Annotated in this window: 17 protein-coding genes and 2 pseudogenes; 11 read left to right on the forward strand and 8 right to left on the reverse strand. The window is 56.2% G+C overall.

All coding sequences use genetic code 11. The features are described from left to right. Positions 1-537: 537 nt before the first annotated feature. The 4 genes from GRAN_RS24575 to GRAN_RS24590 all read right to left on the reverse strand — a co-directional run bounded on the left by GRAN_RS24575 (position 538) and on the right by GRAN_RS24590 (position 5,381). Entirely contained in the window at positions 538-1,644 is a 1,107-nt protein-coding gene (locus GRAN_RS24575; RefSeq protein WP_128915720.1) for an ABC transporter substrate-binding protein, read from the reverse strand. A gap of 436 nt (positions 1,645-2,080) precedes the next feature. Then, positions 2,081-2,953 (reverse strand): aldo/keto reductase, encoded by an 873-nt coding sequence (locus GRAN_RS24580; RefSeq protein WP_338323471.1) that lies wholly within the window; start codon positions 2,951-2,953, stop codon positions 2,081-2,083. Positions 2,954-3,161: 208 nt separating this feature from the next. Next, a complete protein-coding gene (locus GRAN_RS24585) occupies positions 3,162-3,713 on the reverse strand; it encodes a TetR/AcrR family transcriptional regulator (protein ID WP_161571184.1) in 552 nt (183 codons plus the stop codon). Between the two features lie 453 nt (positions 3,714-4,166). Continuing rightward, entirely contained in the window at positions 4,167-5,381 is a 1,215-nt protein-coding gene (locus tag GRAN_RS24590) for a DUF763 domain-containing protein (protein ID WP_128915722.1), read from the reverse strand. A 104-nt stretch (positions 5,382-5,485) separates the two neighbouring features. Between GRAN_RS24590 and dinB the strand changes: the two genes are divergently transcribed. The 3 genes from dinB to xth are packed head-to-tail and all read left to right on the forward strand — an operon-like array spanning position 5,486 to position 7,775. Next, positions 5,486-6,637, forward strand: coding sequence for a DNA polymerase IV (dinB, locus tag GRAN_RS24595; RefSeq protein ID WP_128915723.1), 1,152 nt, complete (start codon positions 5,486-5,488; stop codon positions 6,635-6,637). Positions 6,638-6,642: 5 nt separating this feature from the next. Continuing rightward, positions 6,643-7,020: a hypothetical protein gene (locus GRAN_RS24600; protein ID WP_128915724.1), complete on the forward strand. Its 378-nt coding sequence runs from the start codon at positions 6,643-6,645 to the stop codon at positions 7,018-7,020. Continuing rightward, positions 7,017-7,775 carry an exodeoxyribonuclease III gene (gene xth, locus GRAN_RS24605; RefSeq protein WP_277751256.1) on the forward strand — a complete coding sequence of 253 codons (759 nt, stop codon included), beginning with the start codon at positions 7,017-7,019 and terminating at the stop codon, positions 7,773-7,775. Before GRAN_RS24600 ends, xth begins: the two co-directional genes overlap by 4 nt. A gap of 213 nt (positions 7,776-7,988) precedes the next feature. Here xth and GRAN_RS24610 read toward each other — a convergent pair whose 3' ends face one another. Further along, complete coding sequence (locus GRAN_RS24610) at positions 7,989-8,321, reverse strand: hypothetical protein (RefSeq protein WP_128915726.1); 333 nt, start codon at positions 8,319-8,321, stop codon at positions 7,989-7,991. Between the two features lie 308 nt (positions 8,322-8,629). Between GRAN_RS24610 and GRAN_RS24615 the strand changes: the two genes are divergently transcribed. The 7 genes and pseudogenes from GRAN_RS24615 (at position 8,630) to GRAN_RS24650 (ending at position 15,448) form a co-directional block, all read left to right on the forward strand. Further along, the gene (locus tag GRAN_RS24615; RefSeq protein WP_128915727.1) at positions 8,630-9,160 is read left to right on the forward strand and encodes a class I SAM-dependent methyltransferase; all 531 of its coding nucleotides are present in this window, start codon (positions 8,630-8,632) and stop codon (positions 9,158-9,160) included. Between the two features lie 133 nt (positions 9,161-9,293). Next, positions 9,294-10,020: pseudogene (locus tag GRAN_RS25955) on the forward strand (IS91 family transposase); the annotation flags it as partial. A 427-nt stretch (positions 10,021-10,447) separates the two neighbouring features. Next, positions 10,448-11,167 carry a DUF4386 domain-containing protein gene (locus tag GRAN_RS24630; RefSeq protein WP_128915730.1) on the forward strand — a complete coding sequence of 240 codons (720 nt, stop codon included), beginning with the start codon at positions 10,448-10,450 and terminating at the stop codon, positions 11,165-11,167. Positions 11,168-11,775: 608 nt separating this feature from the next. Then, a pseudogene (gene ltrA, locus GRAN_RS24635) lies at positions 11,776-12,750 on the forward strand (group II intron reverse transcriptase/maturase); the annotation flags it as partial. 31 nt (positions 12,751-12,781) lie between these two features. After that, entirely contained in the window at positions 12,782-13,063 is a 282-nt protein-coding gene (locus GRAN_RS27215) for a group II intron maturase-specific domain-containing protein (RefSeq protein WP_421800887.1), read from the forward strand. A 217-nt stretch (positions 13,064-13,280) separates the two neighbouring features. Further along, positions 13,281-14,312, forward strand: coding sequence for an IS110 family RNA-guided transposase (locus tag GRAN_RS24640; RefSeq protein WP_128915731.1), 1,032 nt, complete (start codon positions 13,281-13,283; stop codon positions 14,310-14,312). A 653-nt stretch (positions 14,313-14,965) separates the two neighbouring features. After that, complete coding sequence (locus tag GRAN_RS24650; protein ID WP_161571164.1) at positions 14,966-15,448, forward strand: YybH family protein; 483 nt, start codon at positions 14,966-14,968, stop codon at positions 15,446-15,448. A 306-nt stretch (positions 15,449-15,754) separates the two neighbouring features. Here the strand turns inward: GRAN_RS24650 and GRAN_RS24655 are convergent, their stop codons facing one another. The 3 genes from GRAN_RS24655 to GRAN_RS24670 form a co-directional block, all read right to left on the reverse strand. After that, positions 15,755-16,435 (reverse strand): aspartate/glutamate racemase family protein, encoded by a 681-nt coding sequence (locus GRAN_RS24655; RefSeq protein WP_161571165.1) that lies wholly within the window; start codon positions 16,433-16,435, stop codon positions 15,755-15,757. Between the two features lie 243 nt (positions 16,436-16,678). After that, positions 16,679-17,875 (reverse strand): metal-dependent hydrolase family protein, encoded by a 1,197-nt coding sequence (locus tag GRAN_RS24665; protein WP_161571166.1) that lies wholly within the window; start codon positions 17,873-17,875, stop codon positions 16,679-16,681. A 380-nt stretch (positions 17,876-18,255) separates the two neighbouring features. Further along, the gene (locus GRAN_RS24670) at positions 18,256-19,452 is read right to left on the reverse strand and encodes a metal-dependent hydrolase family protein (RefSeq protein WP_161571167.1); all 1,197 of its coding nucleotides are present in this window, start codon (positions 19,450-19,452) and stop codon (positions 18,256-18,258) included. Between the two features lie 1,406 nt (positions 19,453-20,858). On the opposite strand from GRAN_RS24670, the gene GRAN_RS24675 reads away from it, so the two are divergent. Then, complete coding sequence (locus GRAN_RS24675) at positions 20,859-21,557, forward strand: LVIVD repeat-containing protein (protein ID WP_128915736.1); 699 nt, start codon at positions 20,859-20,861, stop codon at positions 21,555-21,557. Positions 21,558-22,349: the final 792 nt, after the last annotated feature.

Raw genomic sequence — 22,349 nt, forward strand, 5'->3', positions numbered from 1 at the left:
ACATCTTGCTGGACAAGAACTTAGAGAAGGCGCGGGACCAGTGTGAACGTCATCGAGCTGAACTCGACATGCCCGAAGTATTCCAGGTGTGAGCAGCGAACAGCTTCCAACGGCGAAAACACTGAGTCTTGATCTTCAGATCCTGAACGGACGACGTCCGAAGATCGGCAGGCCCGCTTCGCCGGCTTTTGGAGCGCTCAAACGTCGGACCGCTTCGATCGAAGGCCTTCGTTCGGTCTCGAGGGTTCGGAACGTCGGGGAGTATCGCAAGGAACTGACTGAAGGCAGGCTATGCTCCCAGTTCAATCGAGCCGCTCTATCCAGGATGTAAATTGATCGCGGCTTCACTTCCTGGGACCTCAGAATCCATTTCTGTCTGGAGGCAAGACGAAGGCATCGGTCTTGGCTCAAGCGGCCATGCGAACCTGGCAGCCTGTCGCTGTATTCTCAGCCGGTGCTCCGCGCAGTCCGCAAAAAGTAGGTCATTCGTAAACCAATTTTCAAAGCCGCGCGGAGGGTCCGGTCTTCCTATGGGACTTACACGGTGGGAAAAGCCTGATCTCCAGACACAGTGGCTATCAAGTCGTAGCAATCCCAGGGATGACTCGAAAGACTTGCCTCTTTGATTTTCAGCAGATACATCTCGTGCAACATCATTCCATCCTCTCGTATGCGACCGCTTTTGACGTACATATCGTCCAGAACGCGTGAACGTAGGGCGCCGGTGACCGCGTCAGGGTCTGTGCTGCCAATTTCCTTCACAGTTTGGAGGTACTGTTTCACCGCTGAGTAGTCTGCCGCCTGTAACGAGGACGGCATTCGTTGCTGACGCAAGAAAAAGCGATGAGCCCAGGCTCGCGACTCGGCGTCGCGCGTCCAATACCAGCTATCGCAGAGATATAAGCCCTTGGCCTGCTCTTGCCCCATCTCGTAAATGTCATCGATGAACGTCAGGAGACCGACCACCTTCAATTTGGAGGTGGCCCCTAGAAGTTCCATCGCTTTCATGGCCTTGATGAGGGCAGCATGACCATTGGCGAGTCCGAGAACTTGAGCACCACTTTCAAGCGCCGCTTCGATATAGGGAACGAAGTTTTCCTCTCCATGAGGGTTGATCACTGCCCCAACTACCGTACCACCAGCTGTCGACACCGCCACGCGCCCGTGAGCCTCAAGCTCCCGTCCAAAAGGATAATCTGCGGTGATGTAAAACCAACGGCTATCGCCTTTTGAGGTCAAGACAAGACCGGGGACGGTTGCGAGAGCGACGGTGTTGTAAGCGTACTGAATCACGGACGAAGAAGCGCGCTCTCTGGTCTGAACGGAGGTGCCTGCCCCAACGACCATCAGCGGCCGGTGCAAGTCTGCCGCGACACAGGACATCGCGAGACTGGTATCTGAATTCACGCCGCTGATAATCAGATCGACGCCGCTCTGGGTGTACCAGTCGAAAGCGATCTTCTTCGCTTGTTCCGAGTCATTGTGGTGATCGCCCAGCAGCAACTCTACACGGCTTCCCGCAGCCTCTCCCTCCACGTCCGCAATGGCCATCCGGATCGCTTCAGCGCCCCCCAAGCCATCAACGTTACGATACGGCCCAGTAAGATCCGTACAGAAACCAACTCGAATCGTCTTGTGTCTCATAAGCTCCTCCTTCTACGCTGTGTCGGCCAGTCTCCGAGCGAACCTGTCGCTGTAAACGGCGCGAAAAATGTGTCGATCAAGGTGCAGACTTGCCTGATTAGAACGGCTCTGCTTTAGGTCAAGGCTCAGTAAATTTGGGTGTCCTAGTTTGGATTTTGGTATAGTCGAAAGTTGCCGAAAGGTGAGGCGAAACGCCGTGGGTTCGGTATTCGTCTCACGGATGAGGACCTAAAAAACCTGACAGCCGCAGTGAAGGCGCGGAAGCAGACCGTAACCGAATTTATTCAAGGCACGCTGAGTGCCTCAATGGAGGCTTGATACATGCAACCTTGCAGACATTCTCTGGCAGATGCGGCATTGTGGTTCAGCATGGGAGTTTTGACATCGCAGACCATTCGGAGGATATGGAAGACAATTACGAAGTCAAATTAGGACACTACCGAAATTTGCTCCAGGTTTGCTCGCTGTTATCAAGACGGTTTGCATTTTGGACCTCGATCATCCAACCTGGGTACTCGGGCGGCAGGGCGCTTACCTCATCTAGCAGGGCCGTTTCGCGCGGGGTAAGAAGTAGATCGGCCGCCGCGAGATTATCGCGTAGTTGCTCGATCCGTTTGGCACCCAAAATCACTGAGGTCACGGCTGGTTTGGCAAGAAGCCATGCCAGAGCCACTCGCGCCGAACTGCAGCCATGTGCTTCGGCAATGGGACCGAGCACATCAATGATGTTCCAGGCTCGCTCCTTGTGGACGATCGGGAAGTCGAAGCTGGAGCGCCGCGATTCGGCAGGCTTCTTCTGGGAACGTGTGTACTTGCCCGAGAGCAAACCGCCGGCAAGGGGACTCCACACCAACAGACCCAACCTTTCTGATTGCAACAGAGGAACGATCTCGCGCTCCAAGTCCCGTCCAGCTAGCGAGTAATAGGCCTGCACCGCATCAAACCGCGCTAGGTTCTTGCGCTCGGAAACTCCGAGCGAACGGCCTATTTTCCAGGCAGGCCAGTTCGAACATCCAATGTAGCGAACCTTTCCCTGTTGCACCAACGCGTCGAGCGCCGAGAGCGTCTCTTCGAGCGGCGTCACCTCATCGCTCGCGTGAATCTGATAGAGGTCGATATGATCGGTCTGGAGACGCCGGAGACTAGCTTCCACCCCGTCCATGATGTGGCCCCGCGACGCTCCTACGTCATTTGGACCTTTGCCGACCCGCATGAACACCTTCGTGGCAATCACGACGTCCTGCCGACTGATCCCAAGGTTCTTAAATGCCTGTCCAAGCACTCTTTCGCTCTGGCCAAATGAGTACACATCTGCTGTGTCAAAGAAGTTGACCCGATTCTTAATGCCTCCATAACCAGGTCGTCTGCGCCAGTCTGATCAACAGAGCCGATGGTTCCGTAAATCCCTTCTCCATCCCCAAAGGTCATGGTTCCAAGACAAAGATTTGAGACCAGAAGGCCCGTATTGCCCAGCGTGTTATATCGAAGTGCCACGATACTCTCCTCTGTCGTTTGTGTTAGTGGATGCCTTCTGCTACGCCTACGCTGGGGCGAATGCCTCCGAAGATAGCTTCTGTCACTTGACTGGCATTCTCACTGGTAAATGGGAGATGGCCAGTCAACAAGCGATACACCAGAGGCGCGTAAATCATGTCAATCACCAACTCGCAATCGAACCGTGGGTCGATCTCACCGCGGCCAACTCCACGACTCCATATGAGGCGCACGGCTGCGCGGCGCGGTTCAAGGAACCGCTCCTGATAGGTCTTCAGGAATGCCTCGTCGTCCTGGCATTCGGCAATGAAATGACGGAAGATGCGCCCCAGGGACGTTTCATAAAAGGCAATCGCCCCCCGCAGCTGATGCAGAAAATCATGTTGCGCCGATCCCGTATCATCGGTCGGGATACTATCCTGCATCCGGTCGAGGAATGCGTCCAGCGCGACAAAGGCTTTGCTTGGCCACCATTTGTAAATAGTGGCCTTCCCTACCCCCGCTCGTTCGGAAATTCCTTCGATCGTCAAATTCCGCAAACCTTTTTCAGCGAGTAAATCGAGAGTAGCCTTCATAATCGCCACCTGGGAGGCGGAACTGCGCGGTCGACCATAAGCTCTTACGCATGAGGGCACGTCGTTTGGAGAAGCACTCATGGCCCCAATACTACACGTATCGTATAGTAATCACAAATGCGCCATGCCAGGGCTCCCCAAAATGCCAAATAAGTGCGCCTGTCCTCGGTACTGCATTTCGGCATAGCGGAATTGATCTGCGTTCCGCCGTAGCCAGTCCTCGGGATTCCCAACGTGCTTTGAAACTCGAAAGGCTTAAGTTCAAGCTTTGCCAATGCCGCCACGAGAACGGTCTCCAGCTTCGCTAACGATGTCCTCGTCATAGCGAAACCCTTCAGGCACGGCAGACAGTGTCTGCCAATTCGGCGAATAATCCAGTTTGTGTTGCCATGAGCTTCTCCCAGTGCCGCCGTTGTTTACCCGATCCCCTGGGGACGGAACGGAAACAATCGTTCAAAAGAGATTCAGTTGCGGCGTTTGCGCCGATCTCTTACGCAGTGCTTTGTCATCGAAGACCGTTCTGCCTCCAATCGATGCCGAAATTGCGCGCTCGTGCGCAATCGCCGCACCGAAATCGGCAATGGGTTCCCGCTCTGCTTCTACGTGACGAGTCAATCGATCCAAACGCCGAAAGCCTTCCAGCTTTTCGGTGTGCCCGAGACGAGCTGCATCGAGTGAGCGCCGCAGCACGGTAAGCGACTCGTCGTAAATCTTGAGTGGCACCGGAAAGGGGTGCCCGTCTTTGCCGCCGTGAGCGAAGGAGAAGCGCGCCGGATCGGAGAAACGACTAGGCGCTCCGTGAACGACTTCTGCGATCAGAGCTAGAGACTGGAGCGTTCGGGGTCCGAGTCCTTCCACTAAGAGTACAGAGGCGAAGTCGCGTAGTTCCTGTTCATGTGCAACGGCCAGAACTGCTCCCAGGCGTTTCAAATCGAGGTCTTCCGCTCTAACGTCATGATGCGCGGGCATGACCAGCTTGCGAGCATCGTTTATTGCGGTCGTGATGGGACCTCTTGCAATGGTGAGCAACGCATCTTGTGCTTTGCCCGCGCGGGCATCGACTAAATTAAGAATCTCACCCTTAGGCTCGCCCACGATGGCTGTATGGGGCTCAGAGACAAAGTCGCGCACCGTGGCCGAGTGCCAGTGATAGCGCCGCGCCAGATGGTTCTCGGGATTCATTCCTTGCTGTACGACCGCCCATTCGCCCGATTTTGTAATCGCGAAGGAGTGGAGGTACAGCTGAAAGCCATCGGCTACGGCGTTGTTGTCAACGCGCGCGGTAAGCCGGCTGGTGCGGGCCAGCGCATCTCCGTCCAGCCCATTCCTCAGCGAGAACGCACGCAGCTCGTCCGGTGTACGAACCGAATGCCGTCCGCGGCCACCGCAGAACATCAAGCCAAGATCCGAGAAACGCGGGTTCAACCCACGCTTCAAGGCTCCCAGAACCGACGTCGTGATGCCGGAGGAGTGCCAGTCCATCCCCATTACCGCCCCATATGCCTGAAACCAAAAGGGATCACTCAATCGCGTGAGGAACACAGAGTGTCCGTAGTTCAGGATCACCTGCTCGGCAATGGCAGTACCCAGTTCTGTCATCCGATTGGCCAGCCATGAAGGGACCCGCCCGCCGTGGAGTGGGAGATCGGCTGTGCCGGAGCGTTTCATTGATTCTGATCACCTCATCTCCATATTCGCCCTTTATTCGCTTACAATCAACTTGTGGCAGATGTTTGTTCCGACCTCGATTTGACCTGAAAGGTTTCCAGGCTATGGCAGCGGAAGAGATCTCAGCCGAACGACATCAATCGAATCAGCCCACGGTCCGCAAAATCATTCATGTTGACATGGACGCCTTTTACGCCTCCGTGGAACAGCGGGATAATCCGGAGCTTCGTGGGAAGCCCGTCGCGGTTGCATGGAAGGGCAAGCGATCCGTCGTTTGCGCAGCGTCCTATGAAGCCAGGAAATTCGGGTTACGTTCTGCGATGCCGGCAGTGACTGCGGAGCGGATGTGTCCACACGCCATCTTCGTACCGCCAGACTTCACCCGATATAAAGCCGCTTCACAGGGCGCTCGCGAAATCTTTCAACGGCACACTGACCTGATCGAACCGTTATCGCTCGACGAAGCCTATCTCGACGTCACGGAGAACAAGCTGGGGTTGCCAAGCGCGACGCGTGTCGCGAAGATGATTCGCGAACAGATCCGTGAGGAACTGAATCTCACGGCGTCCGCGGGGGTGGCGCCAAACAAGTTTCTGGCAAAAATCGCATCGGATTGGAAAAAGCCGAATGGGCTCTTCGTCATTCAACCTCACGAGGCACAAGGCTTCTTGCTGTCGCTACCAGTAGGTCGCATCCCCGGCGTTGGACAGGTGACCGAAACACGCATGAAAACAATCGGGATTGCGACGGTTGGCGATATCGGCGCGATGGATATCTCCGCACTCAAACACCACTTCGGCCGGTACGGCCGTCGCCTACACGAACTCTCCCGCGGGATCGACCACAATCCTGTTGTGTCCAATCGGGCGAGCAAATCCATTTCGGCCGAGGACACGTTCGAGATCGATATCCCGCTGGCGGAGACTGAACCGCTAGTACGCAAACTTGCAGAAAAGGTCTGGGCCGCTTCACGCCAAAATGCCCGGATGGCGCGCACGGTAGTCCTCAAGCTGAAGACGAAGGAGTTCAACACGCTGACCCGGAGTCTCACCCCGCTCGTCATGCCGACTTCGCTTGCGGAGTTCACGGAGGTCGCCCTCTCGTTACGAGAACGAGTAGAACTCGGGTCAGGACAGCTTTTCCGTCTGGTTGGCGTCGGCTTGAGCAATTTACAAGAGGACCCAGAACCGACTTCGCTGCTCTTTGAAAGCAATGCGAGCGCCGAGGTTGAAGCCATTTTGGCATCCAACGACTAGATCATATGAACCGTAAGAAAACTACTTCCGCCCACCGCCAGCTTCGTGCTTCTTCAATTAAATTATCTAACGCCTATCACCATTTGGACGCCTTGCTTCACACGATGCGGTGTATCTCGCAGTATGAGGACATCCTGTGCGAACTCTCCCACGAAGCAAAGCGGGCAGGTGACCTGTCTCCGGCGATAAGCGAAGAGCTTCGCGGCATACTTGAAAAGATCCCGGTCCATGAATATGTGCTGGATCTCGAAGCCGTGAAGGGCGCCTTCGTCAAACCGAATAAGTCGAGAAGAGTCGGCTCGAGAAAGCCTGCTAAGTCTGCACCGGTTCGCAAGAGCCCCACTCCTGCCAAAAAGAAGTCCGGGAGGGCGTCATCGAGATAGCAAGCTGGAATGTCAACTCGATTCGCGCGCGTGCGGAACATGTCAAAACGTGGTTGGAGGCAAAGAAGCCGGACGTTCTTCTTCTTCAGGAGCTGAAAGGAACCGAGTTTCCTTCCGCCTGGTTCAAAGAGCAGGGATACGACTCGGTCTCCGTGACACAGAAGAGCTACAACGGCGTCGCGATCCTGTCTCGCAGCCCGATCGAGGTCGCCAGCACAACGCTGCTCGGTGACGAAGCAGACGGTCACGCCCGCTTTCTCGAAGTAGTGATTGCGAACATTCGCGTCGTCAACATCTACCTGCCGAACGGAAATCCAGTGGGTACGGCAAAGTTCGATTACAAGCTGTCCTGGATGGATCGTCTTAGGCAACAGATGAAACTTTGGTTGAAGAGCGATGTGCCGACCGTGATTGGCGGCGACTTCAATGTCATTCCGGAGGACATCGACTGCCACAAACCCGCATCGTGGATTCACGATGCACTCTTTCAACCGGAACCGCGTGCCCGCTATCGAGAGATGCTCGAACTTGGCTATGTTGATGCGTTCCGGTCATTGCATCCGGGAATGGGCGGCCAGTTCACGTTCTGGGATTACTTCCGACAAGCCTTCGAACAAAACCGCGGCATCCGTATCGATCACTTCCTGCTCACTCCAAGTCCTGTTAAGAGGCTTGAATGCTGTGAGATCGATAAGGGACCTCGGGCGCTCGAGAAACCATCAGACCATACTCCGATCGTCTTGCGCCTGAAGTAGCCGTCTCATTCGTGTCTGAAGCGTACTGGAAGGCAATCGAAACTTCCATCCGAGTTGTTCGCCAGCCAGTGAGACGTTATCGCTATAACAACAGCTAACGCCCAGCCCAGGGCCCCCAAGGGTATACCATTATGGCGAAATGGCAGCCTATTATGTTCGCTTGGCGGTTGAGATAGCTTCGGATGGAGACAACCGGGTGTGACACAGCCACAGTTATCTCGAGAGATGAATAATGGCTGCAAATACTTCGCGCCATTTGGCACCGATCTCTGCATGGACGTCCAATCCGTTTATGCCCGTGTCTTTCCACATTCTGCAGATCGTCGGGGAGTAGACGCTGATCTCGAACACGGTAAGGCTGTTCGTCCATTGTTCTGGACGCATTCGCTCGTATTCGTCGCGAAGTTCCCCTTGGATGGCTTGTGCAAGTTCGCGAAGCTCGGCCTCAGCTTCATCTGTTCGTGGATTGCTTTCAATCCGATGGAGCAGATCGGTTCCGCGCATTCCGATGTGACGGAGTTTCTGGAGCACTTCGTGTCGTTTCATAAGGGAGATCGATGGATACCAAGGGTTAGGTCGAGTAAATCCAATCCTGAACTGAGGCTGACCTGCGCTGATGAGAATGTCGCCAAACACTGCATGGTAACGGAGGAGCCACGGCTAAATCGTGATGCCATGACGGCATTTGCGAAGAGGAACTCCAAGACTCGTCCGTTGAATTTGATGCCTATCGTATCGAAGAGCGATCTTGGCGGGTGCTGACTACAGATCTTACTAGTAAGGTGTAAAAAGTTAGAATCGCTGGACAGAGTTCGATCGGTGGCTTCGTCTACCCAGTAACGTAGATTGAAGAGATGAACATCGACGAGGCTTCGGCCCTCATTCGAACATCCCTCATTGAGTGGGACCGTCGTCAATCCTGGTGCGATCTTGGCTCGGGAAACGGGACCTTCACGCGAGCTTTGGCTCGGTTGCTTGCACCCGGTAGCACGATCTACGCGGTCGATTTCGACGGAAGCATCCTCGAGGAGATCCCCGACCGGCACAACGAAGTGGAGATTCGCAAGATCGTTGGAGATCTCGAGAGCCAAACCATTAGGTTACCTATCGTGGAAGGAGTGCTCATGGCCAACACGCTGCACTTCATCCGCGAGCAACAGTCGCTACTGAGAAGACTTCTGACTGTGACTGATCTTTTCTTGGTTGTCGAGTACGAGCGGTCCAAATCGAGTCGATGGGGTCCGTATCCAGTTCGTTTCGAGAAGCTAACTCAACTCTTCAGCGAGGTCGGAATGGACCGCGTCGAAAGGCTGGCGACTCGGCCTTCCTTGTTCGGCGGCACGATGTACTCAGCTTTGGCACAGCGCTCCAAGACATCCTCCTGATGGATCCTGGAAGGAGCGCCCGAGCGGCTGAGCCGTCCGCTCAGCGTTCACTTGGGTGCAACGCCAACAATCGTGGAAGTACGGCAAAGACCAAGCTGGATCAGTGACGCGCTTCCGCCGTAAAGATGCGGAGGGTCAGAACCTCCAACATCATCCCCATGTTCACTGCGTGGTGCCGGGCGGTGGTCTCGCCCTCGACGGCTCCAGATGGGTTGCCACCTCATCTCGCTTCTTCCTGCCCGTACGAGTCCTCAGCCGCGTCTTCCGTGGCAAGTTCACGGCCGAACTCAAGCAGCTTCTGCTCCCAGGGCAAGCTCGAGTTCCACGGCTCGCTCAAGGACCTCGCATCGCCGGAACGATTCCATCGTTTCCTCAGGCAGCTCTTCTCCAAGGACTGGGTCGTCTACACCAAGCCGCCGTTCGGCGGAGCCGAACACGTTCTCCAGTACCTGGCCCGCTACACGCACCGCGTCGCCATCTCCAACCATCGCCTGGTCAGCTTCAAGGATGACTGCGTCACCTTCCGATGGAAGGATTACGCAGCTGGGAGCAAGCAGAAGATCATGACCGTTTCAGTTGACGAGTTCCTGCGACGCTTCCTCATCCACGTCCTGCCTAAGGGCTTGGTTCGCATCCGCCACTTCGGACTCTTCGCCAACCGTAAACGGTCCGCATCGCTGCTGCGTTGCCGCTTCCTACTGAAGGTCGCTGCGCCGCCACCACAGCCTGCTCCAACAGCTCATATCAAGTGCCCGCTCTGCGCCGAGCCCATGCTCGTCATCGAACGGATCACCATTCGTCAGCTTCTATCTGTGCCGTCCACCACTTCGCCGCCCACGCGTCGTTTCGATAGCTCCTGACCAGACATGAACGATAACGCCATCAACCCGGTCGCCCCAAGCGGTGCTCTCGTACGCAACGCACCGTCGCGCATCCTCGTGTCGAAACAGCTCAAGAGCTACTCTGCGTTCACCTCCGAACAGGCCCTTGCTGCGCTCACGCCCCACCGCTTCGGGTGCCCTACACCTCGCCGAGCCCTGGAAGAAATGACCTCCGAGCCGCAATCGCCCATTCAAATCCCATAGGCCCTCACCGCATCCGCCGCGCCAACGCCTTCCTTCAAACGGCCCTATCAAAACTGCCCCGACGGACTGCGTTGCAGCTCCCGGCTTCGTGCACGGGGCAGCCCTGATAGGGTCCTAACGTTTCTCGGTACTCATCCTCCGCTCGTGGGAACTTCGAGTGGCCATGCTCCGTAATGCCTCTTAAGCGTGACAGGAGGCGAGGATGAGCAGCGAAGTCATAACGCAGCGAAGGTGGGCGCGTCTGGCCGGCTTTCTTTACCTCTTCACCTATGTCGTCCCCATCTCGGGCATGGCGATCTGCGGGCGCTATATTGTCGCCGGCAGTTTTAGCGAGACAGCTCTGCGGGTAGCCTCTTCCGAGCTGGCTTATCGTCTGGGACTGAGCTGCCTGTTGCTCAATGCGGTCCTGTGCATCCTTCTCGCGATGAGTCTCTACGTCACTCTCAAGCCGATTGACAGTACTCTGGCGCTCTTTGGACTGCTTTTTCGGCTGGCCGAGAATGTGCTTGCAGCCACCTTCTCAGTCTTGAGTTTTGTCGCCGCGAAAGCCTACACAAGCGGCAGCATCAACACCGTCTTCACCTCAAAACAACTCTCGTCAGCCATGACGCTCCTCAATCAAGCGAATGGAATCGAGTTCAATGTTTCCATGATCTTTCTCGGCATCGGATCTGCATTCTTCTTCTACGTTTTCTCCAGGTCGACTTACATCCCAAAGCTACTCTCCCTGTTTAGCTTATGGGCTTGCCCAATCTTCGTTGCAGTCAGCTTTGCCTTCCTCTGCTGGCCAGGGCTCTCCAGCTATCTCCGGCTTGGATGGTTGCCCATGGCTCTGGCCGAGGTAGGTCTCGGCCTCTGGTTGCTGATCAAGGGGATCGATCTTTCTCAAGCAGGTTCCGGTGCACCTGCCCTGCGGCTATGAATCTGGACAGCACATCGTTTCAGCCATCGGAAATCAAGTCCTGAGAAGTCGGCTAATGAGATGGTCCGCGTGCGCCGTGAAAGGCGTTTAGTCCACAGTGGGTGCAAGTCCCACCCGGGAGCTGTTCGTTCCGCCCGGTAGCAATCGGAGCAGCGGTGGAGGTAACGAAGCTGCTGAAGCCTCCGGTGGAAGAGGGTCGTAAAGGCGACTCTGCAAGCGTGCAGGCCGTAACGTGAGTGAACGCTGAGCAAGCCTCGAAATCCATGATGCAGGAGCCGACCCGCCGCGGACTTGGGGAAGGCCGATGAGGGGGAAGAGTATGAGCGAACAGCTTCCTTCAACCTGCCGGGGTAGTGGCGACGGCATGTAAGCAAAGGGGACTGAAGGCAACACGGGAAGCCCCAGCGGTGATTGTGGTTGGATCAACTGGCAGCTCGCGAGAGACAGGCCGGGCCGTTTGGGGTGGCGGAGAGGCTTGTAGTACCGATGAAGCCGGGTAATGCCGGTGGAGGGAAGAGGCCTCAGTTGAAGGCGAACGTAATAAGCGACGAGGGACAACGGGATTGGTGATGAACCTAACAACCCTGACAAGCGTTCAGAAGTTGCAGATGGCGTTACACGCAAAAGCGAAGGAATCGCCCGACTTTCGTTTCCACGCGTTGTACGACAAGGTGTACCGCGCGGATGTTCTGGTGTATGCCTACAAACGCTGCAAAGCCAATGGTGGAGCAGCGGGAGCGGACAATCAGACATTCGAGGATATCGAGCAGTACGGTGTGGAGCGATGGTTAGACGAGCTGGCGCATGAACTGAAAAGTCGAACCTATCAACCGCAGCCTGTGCGGCGGGTATACCTACCCAAGCCGGATGGGAAGCAGAGGCCGTTAGGGATACCAACAGTCCGGGATCGGGTTGTGCAGACGGCGGCAATGTCGGTGCTCGATCCGATTTTCGAGGCCGACCTACAGCCTGAGCAGTATGCCTATCGGGCAGACCGCAGCGCGTTGGACGCAGTGCGTCATGTCCACAAGCTGATCAACACTGGCCATAGGAAGATTGTAGATGCGGATCTCAGCAGCTACTTCGACAGCATTCCACATGTCGATCTTATGAGGTCGGTAGCTCGAAGGGTCGTCGACGGAGCGATGTTGCATCTGATCAGGATGTGGCTGGAAGCTCCGGTTGAGGAAACCGATGAGCGTGGGAATAAACTTCGGAGCCTGCGCAATCGAGACGAAGGTCGGGGTACTCCGCAAGGAGCTCCGATCAGCCCGTTGCTCAGCAATCTGTATATGCGCCGGTTTGTGCTCGGGTGGAAGGAGCTCGGGTACGAGGCGCGTTGGGAAGCGTACATCGTGAACTACGCCGATGATCTTGTCATCTGCTGTCGGATGGGGGCGGAACAAGCTCTAGCCACAATGCGGAAGATGATGTCGAAGCTGAAGTTGACGGTGAACGACTCGAAGACGCGGGTCTGCTCTGTGCCGGAAGAGAAGTTTGATTTTCTTGGATACACGTTTGGTCAATGCTACAGCCCCAAAACTGGACGGGCCTATCTTGGCACCGTTCCAGCGCGAAAGCGGGTGCAACGCATCTGCGGGGGAGATACGCGAAATGACCGGACGGGGTACAACCTCGTTGGATCCAGCGACAATAGTGACGAAGCTCAATCGCACAATGTGCGGATGGGCGAACTACTTTTGTCTTGGGCCGGTCAGTTCAGCCTATCGTGCTGTAGATGGTTACGCGACGATGAGGCTGCGTCTGTGGTTGCGAACGAAACATAAGCTCTCTGGACGTGCAAACGGGATGTTTCCGGATACACATCTTCATGGAGCCTTGGGTCTCGTTCGTCTGGACAAACGGACACGCAACTTTCCGTGGGCGAAAGCGTGAGTCTTCTCCGAGAGCCGGATGCGGGAGATCCGCCTGTCCGGTTCGATGAGCGGGATGTGGAAACGGAGCAAGGTGAACCTAGTGAGGCACCGGCAGACGAAAGAGCCGGAAACAGATAGGGATCACCTAAACCACCGCGCCACATCTCGACTCTACCGCTGTAAACCTCCGCTAAGGTGGAGGATGGTAGCAGCGGTTTCAGAGGAGGATCATCGACATGCAGATACATTCGGTAGGCATCGACCTGGGCAAGACGACGTTTCACCTTGTGGCGCTGGGAGCGGCTAGCAAGGTTCTGATGAAGAAGAAGTTCTCACAGAAGCAGCTTCTGGCGTTCACGGCGAACATGCAGACTTCGTTGATCGGTTTGGAAGCTTGCTCAGGAGCGCATTTCCTCGGACGAGCTTTGAGGCAACAAGGCCACGACGTGCGATTGATTCCAGCGCAGTTCGTGAAGCCGTTTGTGAAGTCCAACAAGAACGACTTAGTTGACGCCGAAGCCATAGCTGAAGCCGTCGAGCGCAAGAACATGCGCTTCGTGCCGATCAAGACGGACGACCAGCTCGATCTGCAGGCGATGCACCGGATTCGTGATCGGCTGGTGTCGCGACGCACAGCCGTCATTAACCAGATCCGAGCTTTCCTGCTGGAACGTGGCATGGTGTTTGCGCAGAAGCCTGCGAAGCTGAAGGCCGGGATGGCTGACGTTCTCGAGAACGCGGAAAACGCGCTGACGCCGATGATGCGCAACCTGATCGGTCGCCTGTATGAGGAGTGGAAGGCCGTTGAAGAGCAGATTGATGAGCTCACCGACAGCCTCGAACAGATCGCTGCCAACGATGCGGGGTGCTGCCGCATACGGAAGATCCCAGGCATCGGCCCCGTTGTTGCTACGGCCATAGTTGCCGCGATAGGCAACGGCGCTGCGTTTCGCAAGGGCCGAGACTTCGCAGCATGGCTCGGCCTGGTGCCGCGGCAATACTCGACTGGCCGCAAGGCGAGGTTGTTGGGCATCAGCAAGCGGGGCAACACCTACCTTCGCAAGATTCTGATTCACGGAGCACGCGCTGCCGCGATGCGACTAAAGCGAGATCGCTACTCGATCGGGGCATGGATGAACGCACTCGAAGCCAGAGCCCCACGCAACGTACTGGTGGTCGCCATGGCGAACAAGCTTGCCCGCATCGCATGGGCCGTGCTCTCCAGCGGAGAAGACTACAGGCCTGTAGCGAGTCTCGCAGCGGCATGAAATAGAGCGGAAAAGACGCCTGCGGCTTGGAAGCGCTGAGCGCTCCCACTTTCCCGCTCTACGACGACGGCTTTCCCACCAAGGTCTGCATAGGAACAGCAAGGACGAAAGAACAGTCACAACGGCGTATCTGAAACCTGTTGACGATAAGGGCCTCAACGACCGATCGGCTTGTTAGGACAGATGCGCAGCGGAACTCATCCTGGCCAGGAGCACGCGGCTCCACCAAAGGCCGAATACATTGCCGCAGACTTGTCTCTCGACCAAACTAATCCTTGCAGTCACGCCGCGGACCATACATAATCGCCACGTAAGGCCGCAAATGTTTTGTACGGCATGATCGGCTTTGATGGTGCTGAGCCGTTACTCGCTAAACTCGGCAGACACACTACCGGCAAGGGATGCCTTTACATCAAGAAGCTCGCGGATGTAGACATTAGGGTGCTTGAGACACTCGCCGAAAAGGCCGATGAACCACTAGGACGCAATACCCAAAACGAGCATAGCCCTTCTTGTGCTTGCGCTGGGATTGGCAACGACCGGACCTGACATTCCTAACGAAGGGACTGATATCGATAGGCGGATTGGCCTTTGCCGAAGCGAAGAGGCGTCTATTGGCTCATTCTGAAACGATGAACCAGATTAGAGGGTTTATGGGCACCCGCATCCTAATAGCCGCTGTGCTCTGCCTCATGCCGGCGTACGCCGCCGCCCAGACCGGCCCCGGCCCCCGGGGTGACGTTCTGGCAATCCACCACCTCATCGAGCAGTACACTAAGGCCGTGGACACCGTTGATCTGAACTTGCTCTCGGAAATCTGGTCTCACTCGCCCGAGGTCTCGTTCATCTATCCACTGGGCGAAGAACACGGCTTCGATGCAATCGAGCAGCATGTTTTTCAGAACGTAATGGGTGGCATGTTTTCGAAACGCGATCTTCAGACGCGTGGCATGACGATCTATGTGAACGGTGATACTGGTTGGTCTGAATTCCACTGGACTTTTTACGCGACAATGCGGAAAGACGGATCGGCTGTGACCGCACATGGCGTCGAAACGCAGGCCTACCGCAGAGAATCTGGGACGTGGCGACTGGTCCACGTCCGCCACTCCGAAGACCGTCAGCCAACCCCCTGAGCACTTGCCCACAATGCAAGGGCCCCTTGGACAAAGGGGGAACGATCTGTTGGTTTCCTATCAGAAGTGTCAGGGCTCCAGCTATGTCGCCGAGGCTGCAGAAACTAGCAGGCGGACGAGGATCCGTGCGAGACCCCTAGAGGAGTCTCATCTCCGGCTGTGACACTCGGGCACAGTTGCTAGAAACACGAAAAGTGCGATGCCGTCAGTTTCCCATAACCCATAAGAATCACTTAGATCGACTGTTTCCACGACGGGGCGAGGCGTGGCGCGCCGTTGCGGGTGTACTGGCGTTCATGGCTCTTGCTATATCGTGCCCATCGCGACCCGCGCAATCGCTTCAGCGTGAATCAGAGCGCTGTCGACAATAGGATAACCATAGTCACCCTCCCTTCCTTTGAACGCAAGGAACAGATCAGTCCCGCCAAGAACTATGACCTCCGCACCGCGATCGCGGTAGAGATTCAACCCTGCAGAGGCAAAGAATCTGCGCTGATCGTCAGTCGCTGCACCGGACAACGCCATGGCAATGTAGTTAGAGTGGACTTTCCCGAGTTCTTCAGCTGGGGGCACGATGACCTCGACAGAGCCTATCCCGTAAAGCTTGGACTGCATTACGGATGTTGTCCCAAGCACGCCGACACGGGTTACGCCCATGGTAAGAAAGTGCGATTCTAGCGAAGGGATTGCGCTGATGACCGGGAGCGAAGAAACGGCTTCTAATTCCTTGATGCAGAAATGAGCCCCCATAGAACTCAATGCAACGGCTTCACAGCCGCCCGCTCGCAACTGATTGACATAGCCGGCGAAGCATTCAGCTTGGCCGCTCGCATTCGCCGCCTCCATATTGGCCACCAGTTCTGGCGCATGCGCGTTCGCAATAGTCAGCGATAGCCTCTGGCCTGCAGCGGCGTGCCGCTTGGTCAGTGCCCGGTAATAATATTCGGTCGACGCAGGGCCGATGCCGCCGATAAGTCCAATGTGCACTGTGACACCTCGAGAAAAACTACGTTGAATACAGTCCCGGCGGTCTCCGACACTGCCCGCCAGTGCCAGGATTACGGGTACTGCCTACATAAGAGCATTAGCCGATCACAACGGGCGAAGCTGGTCTTCTATCGCCCGAATGTGAGGGGTTTCCGTATCTCCCGTATGCTTTGTGGTCACGGTTTCGATCAAAACCATCCATCGACCCTGCCGACCCCCCGTCAAGGACGAGTTGATTTCAAGTTACTTCGGCATAGTGGAAGCTGGTGTCGGGTCTCCTTCGCCGGTGTCCGGGTTGACGGCGACGTGTCCTCGAGCCATCACAAAATGCAGCTTGTGGCAGTCCTCGATATTGGTGAGCGGATTGCCGTCAAAGGCGATAACGTCCGCCGACTTGCCGGGAGCAAGCGTTCCTATCTGATCAGACAAATGAACCGCCTCGGCTCCGTTGACCGTAGACGCGACGAGTGCTTCCCGTGGAGACAAGTGGCCCTGCTCCACTAGCGCGACCACCTCGTCCGTGACCGTGCCCCCGTCGTCCGATCCGGCGAGAATAGTGAGCCCGAAGCGCTTCGCCAGAGCCATTCTTTCAGCGATCGGTGGAGCAGTCTTCATCAGCTCGTGGAATTTGCGAATGTTCTTCTCCGTCATCGGGATCGAAGGGGTCGGATGATCGATTACGTTCTGGATCGCCACAAGAACGTACAGCGTCGGATCGAAGAAAACATGGTGTTGCGCCATTGATTTTGCGACCTCTTCATTCAGGAAGTCGCCGTGCTCGATGGAGTCGACTCCCGCGTCAACGGCGGCTTTGATCGACTCCGCGGAGAGCGCGTGCGCCATCACGGTCCTGTGCAGGCGGTGCGCCGAATCGACGATCGCCCTCAGCTCCGCATCCGAAAACGCCGGGCCTAATCCAGTATCGGAATCGTCGGAGACTCCGCCGCTCGCCATCACTTTGATCTGGTCGGCGCCGAACTGCACCTGCTTACGCGTCGCCTTCTCGCACTCATCTACGCCGTCGCATACCGCGCGGGAGTAGAGAGGTGGCGATAATTCCGCTTGGAGCTTGCCATTGCGGAAATCCGCGTGACCTCCCGTAATGGTGAGCGGCGATCCAGACGCCAGAATGCGTGGCCCAAGGATCGACCCCTCCGCGATGGCTTGGCGTAGCGGAAAGATCCCCTCCGGCACACTCCCGGCGTCACGCACCGTGGTGGCGCCGCCCCGCACCATGAAGCCGACGTTATACAGGCCCATTCCGAAATCGAGGTTGGGATCGACGATATGCGTGTGAGCATCGACCATGCCGGCCATGACAAACTGATTCTGCAGTTCCACCATCTTCACGTACTCGGGCTTCGGGGCGGGGATCGCTTCCGCGCCGACATAGCCGTCGCGAATCGCCGTAATCGTGTCGTCCTTCACCAGGATTGACATCTTTGGCTGAGGATCGGTCCGGGCGTCCGACAGCAACATCCCCGCATGAATGATCGTCCAGTGCGACGGCGCTGGCGGCTCTGCGCCGCGAGCAGGGCACGAAACGGAGAGTCCGAGTGCGGCAGCCAGGAACGCTTTCAATCCAAGGGAACAAAGGGCTCGGCGGGTGCACTCTATGAACCAAGCTCGTCGGCCTAGACGAACTCGATCATCCTCATCAACAGAGCGAGTTTGAAGGATATTTGTGTTGTCAAGTAATTCGTTCATTCGGAGAAGCTAACACTTCGCGCCAGCTTGCAAGGCCCCCTGCTCTTGCCTTGGCAGGACGGGTCGCAAAATAGTCTGCAACGGACTCTTAACTACAGGTTTGGGATTTCAAGTTACTTCGGCAGAGTGGACGCTGGTGTCGGATCTCCTTCGCCGGTGTCCGGGCTGACCGCGACGTGTCCACGGGCCATCACAAAATGCAGCTTGTGGCAGTCTTCAATGTTGGTGAGCGGATTGCCGTCGAAGGCGATAACGTCCGCCGACTTGCCGGGAGCAAGCGTTCCGATCTGACCGGACAGATGAAGCGCATCGGCTCCGTTGACCGTAGACGCGACTAACGCTTCCCGTGGCGACAAGTGGCCCTGCTCGACCAGCGCGACGACTTCGTCCGTGATGATACCGCCGTTGTCCGATCCGGCGAGGATAGTGAGCCCGAAGCGTTTCGCCAGAGCCATTCTTTCAGCGATCCGTGGAGCGGTAGCCATCATCGTCCGGAACTTGCGAATGTTCTTCTCCGTCATCGGGATCGAAGGCGTCGGATGATCGATCGCGTTCTGGAGCGCCACCAGAGAGTACAGCGTCGGATCGAAGAAAACATGGTGCTGCGCCATTAATCTTGCGACCTCTTCATTCAGGAAGTCACCGTGCTCGACGGAGTCGACCCCCGCGTCGACGGCGGCTTCGATCGACTCTGCGGAGAGCGCATGCGCCATGACGGTCCTGTGCATGCGGTGTGCCGTAACGACAATTGCCTTCAGCTCCGCCTCAGAGAATGCTGGGCCCAGACCAGTATCGGAATCGTCGGAGACTCCGCCGCTCGCCATCACCTTGATCTGATCGGCGCCGAACTGGATCTGCTTGCGGGTCGCCTTCTCGCACTCGTTCACTCCGTCGCACACCGCGCTCGAGTAGGCAGGTGGTGAGAGTTCGTCTTGCAGCTTGCCATTGCGGAAATCCGCGTGCCCCCCCGTGATCGAGAGCGGTGATCCCGACGCCATAATACGCGGTCCGAGGATTGACCCCTCCACGATAGCATCGCGCAACGGAAAGATCGCCTCCGGTGAGCTTCCGGCATCGCGCACCGTGGTGGCTCCGCCCCGAAGCATGAGGCCGACGTTAAACAAGCCTATGGCAACGTCCAAGTTGGGGAAAACGATATGCGTATGCGCATCGACCATGCCGGCCATGACAAACTGATTCTGCAGCTCCACCATCTTCACGTGCTCAGGCTTAGGAGCGGGGATCGCTTCCGCGCCGACATAGCCGTCGCGAATCGCCGTAATCGTGTCGTCCTTCACCAGGATTGACATCTTTGGCTGAGGATCAGTCCGGGCGTCCGACAGCAACATCCCCGCATGGATGATCGTCCAGTGCGACGGCGCTGGCGGCTCTGCGCCGCGAGCAGGGCACGAAACGGCGAGTCCGAGTGCGGCAGCCAGGAACGCTTTCAATCCAGGGGAACAAAGGGCTCGGCGGGCGCACTCTATAAACCCAGCTCGTCGGCCTAGACGAACTCGATCATCCTCATCAACAGAGCAAGTGTGAAGGCTATTTGTGTTGTCAATTAATTCATTCATTACGGAGAAGCTAACACCTCGGGCCAGCTTGCAAGGCCCCCTGGTCTTGCCTTGGCAGGACAAGTCACAAGATAGTCTCCAACCAATTGTTATCGTTGGCCCGCAGTCGCGTTCCATATAATGTTCTGGGCTCAGATGTGATGGGATGATTCGCTCGGACTTCAACGGGGAACCCACTATGACCAAGCAGCGGAAGGACACCGCCATGAGGAAGCGCATTGTGAATGCTACGGTGTACGGCATTGACGTTGGGCTGATGCCTGACAAAGGCCCTTCCTAAGTTTGCAGCGCAGAGAACCGATGACACAATGGTCGATCGGCATGGGTTGGTCCGAGCGGGAAATCAGTCTTCCTCAACACCGCTACAAGTTATTGGAAACGGCATGCGCGGATTTCATCATCGCGTGGTCGCCAAAAGCAGCCCACTTGCGAGGCCGTATACATTTGCGCAGACCACTATGTGTCAGAAGTAGAACTGCGCTCGCAAGAACGGGGCGAACCATACACTCTCGGTGCGGATTCCTTAAACGTCAGGTTGTCCAGACTCGGGTTCGCTACTAGGCCCTTAAGCTTTGACCTCTTGCTTTATCTCTCTAAGCAGCTCCGCCTGGTGCCTTGTAACCCACAGTATTTCTTGCGCCAGCGGAGGTTTGTCTGCTCCACGATACCGAATTCCTTACACGCCAGAACTCTCGTCTTCCGTTCGCGATCGATATCTCGATCTGCGGCAACAGGTTTACCGCCCGCGCAAGCGGGTATCGCTTGCATCGTCCCAGTTGCTCTCCTTGTTTAGTGTTTCTCTTCTCCAATGGCACACTTCGAGCCGGGCACTCGCTGAGGCTGGTACTTATGCCGCGTGTACAGAACTAGCCAGTTGAAACCAAATTCTCGTAGCTGATCGATTCAGATTATTCAGAGTGGTCGAGCACAGTTTCGTCCAAGTTCCGAGCGTCTCCCCTTAGCAACTTGTCAGGAACAATCCGTCCCCTGTCTCAAAACCGTTATCTTTTGCAATCGTTCTCTTGCATCAAAACACAGGGTTACAAAATTGAGACTATGCAATGTGTCAGTCCGATGCAGTGACCGAATGAAAACTTTCACCACCAGATTTTACAACCGATCAAATGTCAAGGAGAGAAATGAATAAGGAACGTGTCCGCAATGTTTTGCTTGCGGCTTTTACTGCTATGGCCCTCTCAATCTCTAGCAATGCTCAGATTCGTTCGGCCTCGGGAAAGCTGATTGTCATGTCCCCACAGAATCTTCCTGACGCTGCTCAAGTACCCGGAGAAGACCTCTTCCTGTACCCCAATAGAGACGGCGGTTACTATCTTTACGAAGAACAGCAAAATGGTTCTCGATTGCTCATTTTCGATGTGACTGATCCTTCACGGATCAAGTTGAAAGCTACACAGCAGCTCGCCGCCAGCGGCCCATTCGACTTTATCGACTATCTGAGCGACAAGACCGCGCTGGTACGCTATCGGAATGGGAAAGGAGCGGCAATTCTCGACCTACGCGACGAAAAGCGCCCCGCGTTACACGAAGTGTCCGCACTGAAAGACAACGGTTCTACGCTGATTATGGATAAACCTGGCGCCTCGGAGGTGGACCAGGCGGAGCGTTCGGCGCGACCAGCGCGCAAAGAATATGAAGTCATTGACACTACCTCGCGGGATCAGCCTATAGTCCTCGCTATCGTAAGACAGGTAGAACATCAATTACAGAATGAAGATACCGGGACGACATTTTTGCTCAATCGCGAAGGCCTCACTATAGTGCGACGCATCGATGTCGAGCAGGCGTTCCTAGCCCATCAACGACAACTAACTAACTAAGACGGGACGGCGGACTCCCTAATTTAGCCAAGGCCATGAATTCTGTCATTCGAATTTCTGGCCTTGGCGTATGCGCAAATGTCGGTAGCAAAAGTTAGTATGTGTGGGCGCACATGATGTGGTCAATCCTTCGCGGAATTTTCACATCCTTGGCACATCTCCTGGCGTCGCATCGGAGATGGTCTGAGGGCGACGTCTTTGACTTTGAGTCTCGTCTCCTCAAAGAGCACCGGCGCGCTGTCGACTCGATGAGCGGCTTGGCGCGTTTTCGATACGGTGCTTACTTGGTTGATTGATTGCCGCTCCCATGGCATTTACGCAAGCGCGAGCCTTTCTCGCGACGCACCGTTGACACCCTGATCTTCTCCTCGTCTGGAGGTATGGGCGGGTCGTCTTCGATCGTGTCGACAGAGTTGGAATCATGACGTCAGGGCTACGACTTCGGCGTCATTATGCTTCAACCGAAAGAGCTGACGATAATGCGTACTCGATGCTGTACGGGCATGCGGACCGTGAGGCATTAGAGCGCCGACACAAGCGTGTGGTGACGTACACCAAACTCAACCAGACCGGTGCATCGCTTCGTGCCTGCGGTTTTTGTCCGTCGCGTCTCGCGCGCGGTCCCTGAAGCCACCCGGGGCGGCCGAGGAAGAACCCCGTCGAAGACGTACCACGACTTCGATGCGAGCGATGTAGAAGAAAACTACCCAAGCCGCCGCCGCTGACGTTCCCAGGAGCGAGTACCCGAGCAAACTGTCCTCCCACCCGGTTGAATCGGTGCTCTCACTCTGC

Source organism: Granulicella sibirica, from assembly GCF_004115155.1.
Classification (GTDB): Bacteria; Acidobacteriota; Terriglobia; order Terriglobales; family Acidobacteriaceae; genus Edaphobacter; species Edaphobacter sibiricus.

Coding starts and splice junctions, on each gene's coding strand:
- dinB (WP_128915723.1), top strand. CDS start 5,486: ATGGCAGCGGAAGAGATCTCAGCCGAACGACATCAATCGAATCAGCCC.
- GRAN_RS24650 (WP_161571164.1), top strand. CDS start 14,966: ATGGGCACCCGCATCCTAATAGCCGCTGTGCTCTGCCTCATGCCGGCG.
- GRAN_RS24600 (WP_128915724.1), top strand. CDS start 6,643: ATGAACCGTAAGAAAACTACTTCCGCCCACCGCCAGCTTCGTGCTTCT.
- GRAN_RS24615 (WP_128915727.1), top strand. CDS start 8,630: ATGAACATCGACGAGGCTTCGGCCCTCATTCGAACATCCCTCATTGAG.
- GRAN_RS24640 (WP_128915731.1), top strand. CDS start 13,281: ATGCAGATACATTCGGTAGGCATCGACCTGGGCAAGACGACGTTTCAC.
- GRAN_RS24575 (WP_128915720.1), bottom strand. CDS start 1,644: ATGAGACACAAGACGATTCGAGTTGGTTTCTGTACGGATCTTACTGGG.
- GRAN_RS24665 (WP_161571166.1), bottom strand. CDS start 17,875: ATGTCAATCCTGGTGAAGGACGACACGATTACGGCGATTCGCGACGGC.
- GRAN_RS24670 (WP_161571167.1), bottom strand. CDS start 19,452: ATGTCAATCCTGGTGAAGGACGACACGATTACGGCGATTCGCGACGGC.
- GRAN_RS27215 (WP_421800887.1), top strand. CDS start 12,782: ATGACCGGACGGGGTACAACCTCGTTGGATCCAGCGACAATAGTGACG.
- GRAN_RS24610 (WP_128915726.1), bottom strand. CDS start 8,321: ATGAAACGACACGAAGTGCTCCAGAAACTCCGTCACATCGGAATGCGC.
- GRAN_RS24585 (WP_161571184.1), bottom strand. CDS start 3,713: ATGAAGGCTACTCTCGATTTACTCGCTGAAAAAGGTTTGCGGAATTTG.
- GRAN_RS24675 (WP_128915736.1), top strand. CDS start 20,859: ATGAATAAGGAACGTGTCCGCAATGTTTTGCTTGCGGCTTTTACTGCT.
- GRAN_RS24590 (WP_128915722.1), bottom strand. CDS start 5,381: ATGAAACGCTCCGGCACAGCCGATCTCCCACTCCACGGCGGGCGGGTC.
- GRAN_RS24630 (WP_128915730.1), top strand. CDS start 10,448: ATGAGCAGCGAAGTCATAACGCAGCGAAGGTGGGCGCGTCTGGCCGGC.